Raw genomic sequence first — 6,647 nt, forward strand, 5'->3', positions numbered from 1 at the left:
AGCGGGTAGGTAAAAAATGAAAGAACCAAAAATTCCCCTAGTTAATAAGCCAAATGGTATTGGCTTTGGGCGTATTTCAAAAGCAACCAAGTGTTCTATTAAAGGCTTTAAAGCGGCATTTAAAGAAGAGTCAGCATTTCGTTCTGAAATCTATTTAGGGGTGTGCTTATTACCCTTGTCAGTGGTTCTTGCGCAGTCATTAAATCATTGGTTAGTGTTATTTATTCCTTACTTGTTATTATTAATTGTTGAGTTACTTAACTCGTCGATAGAAGCGCTCACTGACCGAGTAGGGATTGAGTATCATGTATTATCGGGCCGTGCTAAAGATATGGCCTCTGCGGCAGTGACATTGAGCTTGCTAATTCTAGCCTTAGTTTGGGGTGTCGCAGTTTACGAAAAAATAGTAACCTACCTTTAAATCAGACACAAAAAAAGCGCCGAAGGCGCTTTTTTCATTTTATCTAACCTATTACAGGCCAGCAGCTGCGCGAAGTGCGTCTGCTTTGTCTGTACGCTCCCAAGGGAACTCATCACGACCGAAGTGACCGTATGCCGCAGTCGGTTGATAGATAGGACGCTCAAGATCAAGCATTTGGATTAAGCCGTAAGGGCGTAGGTCGAAGTGCTCACGTACTAATTCGATTAGACGCGCTTCTTCTAATTTACCTGTACCAAATGTCTCGATGCTGATAGATGTTGGCTCTGCAACACCGATAGCGTAAGAAACTTGTAGCTCACATTTGTCAGCAAGGCCAGCTGCAACCACGTTTTTAGCAACGTAACGAGCAGCATATGCAGCTGAGCGGTCAACTTTTGATGGATCTTTACCAGAGAAAGCACCACCACCGTGACGAGCCATACCACCGTATGTATCAACGATGATTTTACGACCTGTAAGACCACAGTCACCCATTGGACCACCGATTACGAAACGGCCAGTTGGGTTGATGAAGAACTTAGTTGCGCTTGAGATTAGCTCAGCAGGAAGAACCGGCTTAATGATCGTTTCCATTACCGCTTCAACTAAGTCGTTTTGTGAGATTGAATCACAGTGTTGAGTTGAAAGAACAACTGCATCAATACCAACAGGCTTGCCATTTTCGTATGCAAACGTTACTTGAGATTTTGCATCTGGGCGTAACCAGTTAAGCTCACCGCTTTTACGAACTTCAGCTTGGCGCTGAACTAGACGGTGCGAATAAGTGATTGGTGCAGGCATTAAAACGTCAGTTTCATTACATGCGTAACCGAACATTAGACCTTGGTCACCAGCGCCTTGCTCTTCAGGGCGAGCACGGTCAACACCTTGGTTGATGTCTGGAGATTGTTTACCGATAGTGTTTAGGATTGCACAAGAGTCAGCATCGAAACCCATGTCTGAGTGCGTGTAACCGATTTCACGTACTGTTTTACGTGTGATTTCTTCAATATCAACCCAAGCGCTAGTTGTGATTTCACCACCAACCATCACCATACCGGTCTTAACGTAAGTCTCACATGCAACACGGGCATGAGAATCTTGCTCAAGGATAGCATCTAGAACCGCGTCAGAGATTTGGTCCGCGATTTTATCCGGATGACCTTCAGAAACAGATTCAGAAGTAAATAAATGTTTTGCCATTGTATTTCTGCTCACAAATATTGCGCTTCACAAACGTCGGTAATAGCGCTAAAAAATTAAGGGGCGTATTTTATCTAAAACAAATATGTTTGCATAGTAATTTTACGCCTAGACGTCTATTTAAAATTACTAATAACGTATTGTTCTTAACAAACGCCCATAATTGGTGCATTTAATGCGGATTTTTAATTGCACTGTACCCTTACAATAAGTAAGAATGGGGCTTCATAAACAACCAGCGCAAATACATAAAGGTAGGAGAATTCATGCCATCACGCAAAGAACTTGCAAATGCTATTCGCGTCTTATCAATGGACGCAGTACAACAGGCCAAATCTGGTCACCCTGGCGCCCCTATGGGCATGGCAGATATCGCAGAAGTACTATGGCGCGATTATCTAAAGCACAATCCAACGAATCCAGAGTGGGCAGACCGAGATCGATTTATTCTTTCTAACGGCCACGGTTCAATGCTGATCTATTCTCTACTGCACTTAAGTGGCTATGACTTACCACTAGAGGAAATTAAAAACTTCCGTCAAATGCACTCAAAAACACCAGGTCACCCAGAGTATGGATATGCACCAGGTATTGAGACTACTACGGGTCCATTAGGTCAAGGGATCACAAATGCAGTGGGCATGGCAATTGCCGAAAAAGCGCTAGCTGCACAGTTTAACCGTGAAGGCCACGATATTGTTGACCACTTCACGTATGCATTCATGGGCGATGGCTGTTTAATGGAAGGTATTTCACACGAAGCCTGTTCATTAGCCGGTACATTAGGCCTAGGTAAACTAGTTGCGTTTTGGGATGACAACGGCATCTCAATTGATGGTGAAGTAGAAGGTTGGTTCAGCGATGACACACCAGCGCGCTTCAAAGCATACGGCTGGCACGTAGTTAGCGATGTTGATGGTCATAACCCTGATGCAATTCGCGCCGCTATCGAAGAAGCGCGTAGCATCACTGATAAGCCATCATTAATTTGTTGTAAAACAGTGATTGGTTACGGTTCACCTAACAAGTCAGGTAGCCATGACTGTCACGGTGCGCCACTGGGTGAAGACGAAATTAAAGCATCTCGTGAGTTCCTAGGTTGGACTGGTGATGCATTTGAAATCCCAGCTGATATCTACAGCGAGTGGGATGGCAAAGAAAAAGGCAAGCAACTAGAAGCAAGCTGGGACGAAAAGTTTGCAGCATACGCAAGTGCACACCCTGAACTTGCTGCTGAATTTAAACGCCGTACAAATGGTGAGTTACCAGTTGATTGGGCTGAAAAGTCACAAGCTTACATCGAAGAGCTACAAGCAAACCCAGCAAACCCAGCAACACGTAAAGCTTCACAAAATGCATTAAATGCGTTTGGCCCGTTACTACCAGAATTCATGGGTGGCTCTGCTGACCTTGCAGGTTCTAACTTAACACTTTGGGATGGCTCTAAAGGCCTAGAAGCTAACGATGCTAGCGGTAACTACATTTTCTACGGTGTACGTGAATTTGGTATGTCAGCGATTATGAATGGTATTGCATTACACAAAGGCTTTATTCCTTACGGTGCTACATTCTTAATGTTCATGGAATACGCACGTAACGCAGTACGTATGGCCGCATTAATGAAGCAGCCAAGCATCTTCGTATACACGCACGATTCAATTGGTCTAGGTGAAGATGGTCCAACGCACCAACCGGTAGAGCAAATCGCAAGCATGCGTTTAACGCCTAACCTAGTGAACTGGCGCCCATGTGACCAAGTTGAGTCAGCGATTGCATGGCAACAAGCAATTGAGCGTAAAGATGGCCCAACGTCACTGATTTTCACTCGCCAAGGCCTTGAGCAACAAACGCGTACCGCACAGCAGTTAGCAGATGTGAAAAAAGGTGGTTACGTACTTAGCTGTGACGGTGAGCCAGAGCTTATCCTTATTGCAACAGGTTCTGAAGTACAGCTTGCACAAGATGCTGCTGCAGAACTTCGTTCACAAGGTAAAAAAGTACGCGTGGTATCTATGCCTTCAACTGATTTATTTGATGAGCAAGACGCTGCCTATAAAGAAAGCGTACTACCAGCAAGCGTAACACGTCGCGTAGCAATCGAAGCGGGTATCGCAGACTACTGGTACAAATACGTAGGTCTAAATGGCGCAGTAGTTGGTATGACGACCTTCGGTGAGTCAGCACCTGCAGGCGAGCTATTCAAGCACTTTGGTTTCACTGTTGAAAACATTGTAAACAAAGCAAACGCTTTGTTCTAAGCTTTAGCCGCTAAAATTTAAAAGCCCGCCCTGTATAACCACAGCGCGGGCTTTTTTATGCCCCGTAGGTTGGGTAGAACGGAGTGAAACCCAACACATTCGCTGGCACCATAAACCTCACTCTTCTTGACGCGCTAAAGCAGGCTCTTCAATTATCACATCATGCAAATTGTTAAGCTTTCCTATTGTGTTGTAAGAGATTAGTTAATAGGGGCTTTTTACTATATTATCGTCCAGTCAAAGTAATATTTAAGGAATGAAAATGAAATGGTTGTACATGCTGGCTTTACTGTTAGCTAGTTTTGATAGCTTTGCTTTATGTTTTGATATGCCGTTTTTTCGAGTAGGTGTTTGTGGTGATAATCTTGAAAGTATTAGTATCGATTTACCATTTATTTTATGGGTGCTTGCGGTTGTTTTCTTTGGGCAGTTATTAGTAAAAAGCAAGGTTAATGCTTACTTACTATCTTTACTTTTTATTCTCTCTCTACCACTTAGCCCAATTGTTCTTTTAGTGACTTACAGCTTTAAGTTAATTAGTAGAAATTATAAAAAAGTATTGAGAAAAAGTGAGCAAGAAGATACTCAAGAAGTAGAGGAAAAAAGCTTTTCTCTTTCAGACCAAAGCACTTTGATGGTCGGTGAATATACATTTAATTACGAAGAAAAAAGCATTTCAAAAGATGAGCAAGTAACTTATTTAGAACCAAAAATGATGCAAGTACTTAGCTATCTAATAGAGCAACAACCTAGAGTCGTCAGCTTAGAAGAGCTACACAGCAATGTTTGGCAAAATCAAATAGTCACCGACACTGCTATTCGCCGAGTAATTAGTAAGTTGCGAAATGCCTTTTCAGATACTGATACAAAAAACCCTAAATATATAAAGTCCCAGATGAAAAGAGGGTATCAATTCATAGCTGAAGTTTTTAGCTAACTTTTTGATTTATAGGTATTGTTGCTGGTGTGATTATAGTTATAACTTTGGTTATAAGTAAGTGACGATTAAGTAATGGCTAAATTATGGTGTATTTTTCAGAGTCATTTAAATTGAAATGACAGAGGCAGTTGTTTGCTTCTTTTTACTTTTAATTTAATAAGGAAATGACCATGAAATACATCATTACAGCCATCACTTTAATATCTATGGCAGCACTTACTTTTTACGCACTAAATACAAGTCAGTGTATATCGTTTGATCTGTTATTAGTCGACGTTGCTTTCGGAAGCTGCGAATTGAAGGCTGAAAATACGAGCTTGTTATCGTATCTTATTCTCGCTGGCTGGCTAATTTGTAATTTCTTATATGGTAAGTTTTACATTAATGGAACATCTCCAAGAGTATTAACCCCATTGTTGTTTATTGTTGGTCTACCTGGAACTTTCTTTGTTTTCTTACTTGTTCAGTTTATTAAAGATAATAAAAAGCCAGCTTGAATATTGGTTTTAAGTGAATAATCTTCAGTTGCTGCGCACTAAAAGTTCGGGCAGGCTAGGTTACGTTTAAAAAATAAAACAACAGGAGTGAGGATGTCTCAGTTTGATAATGTAAGTGTGCTGAAAAAAGCCAATGTGTATTTTGACGGTAAAGTGTCTAGCCGTACTGTGGTATTTGCTGATGGCAGCACGAAGACGTTAGGCTTCATGCAACCAGGTGAGTTTGAGTTTGCTACGAGCAAAAAAGAGTTGATGGAGCTTAACGGTGGCAGTTGGCAAGTGCTTTTACCCGGTGAGAGCGAATGGCAAACAATGCAAGCTGGAGAGTCATTTACCGTTGATGCAAATGTTACCTTTCTAGTAAAGGTTAGCGAGTTTGCCGACTACTGTTGCTCGTACAGTTAATGAACAGTTGTTAACCTCTCTGAAAAGCCCGTGTGATGCGGGCTTTTGCATATTTTATCCGCAACGCATGATCTAAATCATCTGTGGTTACAATCAATTACTAATTATCTGCAATTTTCGCTTGTGTTAATTCAATTCGCCCCCAATACTAACTGTGAGGTAACAAGAAAAAAGGATACCCTATGAAGATTAATATTTCTGGTCATCATGTTGACGTTACTGAGGCTGTTAGAGCTCATATCAACGAGAAGTTCTCGAAAATTGCTAGCCATTTTCCATCATTAATATCACTCGATATTATTCTTTCAAAAGAACACAATAAGTATCAGGCTGAGATTAGTACAACCTATGAAGGCGCACGTTTATCAGTAAAAGCTGAAGATGATGTGATGTACCCAGCTATCGCAGGTGCTGCAAAAAAACTAGATGCATCACTTAAACATCGTAAAGGGCAAATGAAAGCCAAACTACACGAAAAGCCGGTCAGTACTACACCGGAAATTGCCCACGAAATCATCCAGGAAATGAACCTGAACTAATTACAGAGCACTAGCCTAAGCGGCTAGACTTAAAACTAAATCTGAAAAAGCCAATCGTTGCGAAACGCTTGGCTTTTTTGGTTTTAATAATCAGCTGTCAGATTTAAATTCAAAAGTTAGCGAGTTGCTAGGGGAAAGAGTAAAGTTAGTGAGTTAGAAAGAGTAAAGGGGAAAGTTTGCGAGTTAGAGACGTAGGAGGCGTTTTAACGCCGAACAAAAATGGAGATATTAGATATCAGTCGTTAGAAGTCAGATTAAAAAACCAAAGAGTAGCGAGTTACTTGACACAAGTGGAAGGTAGTCTAGTGTTGCTAACTTGCTAACTTGCTAACTTGCTAACTTGCTAACTTGCTAACTTGCTAACTTGCTAACTTGCTAACTTGC

General features: G+C 41.5%; 7 protein-coding genes. 6 read left to right on the plus strand and 1 reads right to left on the minus strand.

Going from position 1 to position 6,647, the window contains the following annotated elements:
- Window positions 1-16: 16 nt before the first annotated feature.
- Window positions 17-421 (plus strand): diacylglycerol kinase, encoded by a 405-nt coding sequence (locus tag MTF66_RS21080; protein ID WP_239962518.1) that lies wholly within the window; start codon window positions 17-19, stop codon window positions 419-421.
- 51 nt (window positions 422-472) lie between these two features.
- On the opposite strand, the gene metK is transcribed toward MTF66_RS21080, so the two are convergent.
- Complete coding sequence (metK, locus tag MTF66_RS21085; protein ID WP_054551125.1) at window positions 473-1,624, minus strand: methionine adenosyltransferase; 1,152 nt, start codon at window positions 1,622-1,624, stop codon at window positions 473-475.
- Window positions 1,625-1,890: 266 nt separating this feature from the next.
- On the opposite strand from metK, the gene tkt reads away from it, so the two are divergent.
- From tkt to hpf, 5 genes are all read left to right on the plus strand, one after another.
- On the plus strand, window positions 1,891-3,882 hold the full coding sequence (gene tkt, locus MTF66_RS21090) for a transketolase (RefSeq protein WP_248528492.1): 1,992 nt from the start codon (window positions 1,891-1,893) through the stop codon (window positions 3,880-3,882).
- Window positions 3,883-4,138: 256 nt separating this feature from the next.
- On the plus strand, window positions 4,139-4,819 hold the full coding sequence (locus MTF66_RS21095) for a winged helix-turn-helix domain-containing protein (protein ID WP_248528495.1): 681 nt from the start codon (window positions 4,139-4,141) through the stop codon (window positions 4,817-4,819).
- 173 nt (window positions 4,820-4,992) lie between these two features.
- Complete coding sequence (locus tag MTF66_RS21100; protein WP_248528496.1) at window positions 4,993-5,319, plus strand: hypothetical protein; 327 nt, start codon at window positions 4,993-4,995, stop codon at window positions 5,317-5,319.
- Window positions 5,320-5,412: 93 nt separating this feature from the next.
- The gene (locus MTF66_RS21105) at window positions 5,413-5,724 is read left to right on the plus strand and encodes a pyrimidine/purine nucleoside phosphorylase (RefSeq protein WP_054551131.1); all 312 of its coding nucleotides are present in this window, start codon (window positions 5,413-5,415) and stop codon (window positions 5,722-5,724) included.
- 182 nt (window positions 5,725-5,906) lie between these two features.
- Complete coding sequence (hpf, locus tag MTF66_RS21110) at window positions 5,907-6,263, plus strand: ribosome hibernation-promoting factor, HPF/YfiA family (RefSeq protein WP_054560910.1); 357 nt, start codon at window positions 5,907-5,909, stop codon at window positions 6,261-6,263.
- Window positions 6,264-6,647: the final 384 nt, after the last annotated feature.

It is taken from the genome of Pseudoalteromonas sp. 2CM39R (assembly GCF_023161845.1).

What these genes read in the sequence shown, in the direction of transcription:
- MTF66_RS21095 (WP_248528495.1), top strand. Translation starts at nt 4,139, where the DNA reads ATGAAAATGAAATGGTTGTACATGCTGGCTTTACTGTTAGCTAGTTTT.
- MTF66_RS21100 (WP_248528496.1), top strand. Translation starts at nt 4,993, where the DNA reads ATGAAATACATCATTACAGCCATCACTTTAATATCTATGGCAGCACTT.
- metK (WP_054551125.1), bottom strand. Translation starts at nt 1,624, where the DNA reads ATGGCAAAACATTTATTTACTTCTGAATCTGTTTCTGAAGGTCATCCG.
- MTF66_RS21080 (WP_239962518.1), top strand. Translation starts at nt 17, where the DNA reads ATGAAAGAACCAAAAATTCCCCTAGTTAATAAGCCAAATGGTATTGGC.
- hpf (WP_054560910.1), top strand. Translation starts at nt 5,907, where the DNA reads ATGAAGATTAATATTTCTGGTCATCATGTTGACGTTACTGAGGCTGTT.
- MTF66_RS21105 (WP_054551131.1), top strand. Translation starts at nt 5,413, where the DNA reads ATGTCTCAGTTTGATAATGTAAGTGTGCTGAAAAAAGCCAATGTGTAT.
- tkt (WP_248528492.1), top strand. Translation starts at nt 1,891, where the DNA reads ATGCCATCACGCAAAGAACTTGCAAATGCTATTCGCGTCTTATCAATG.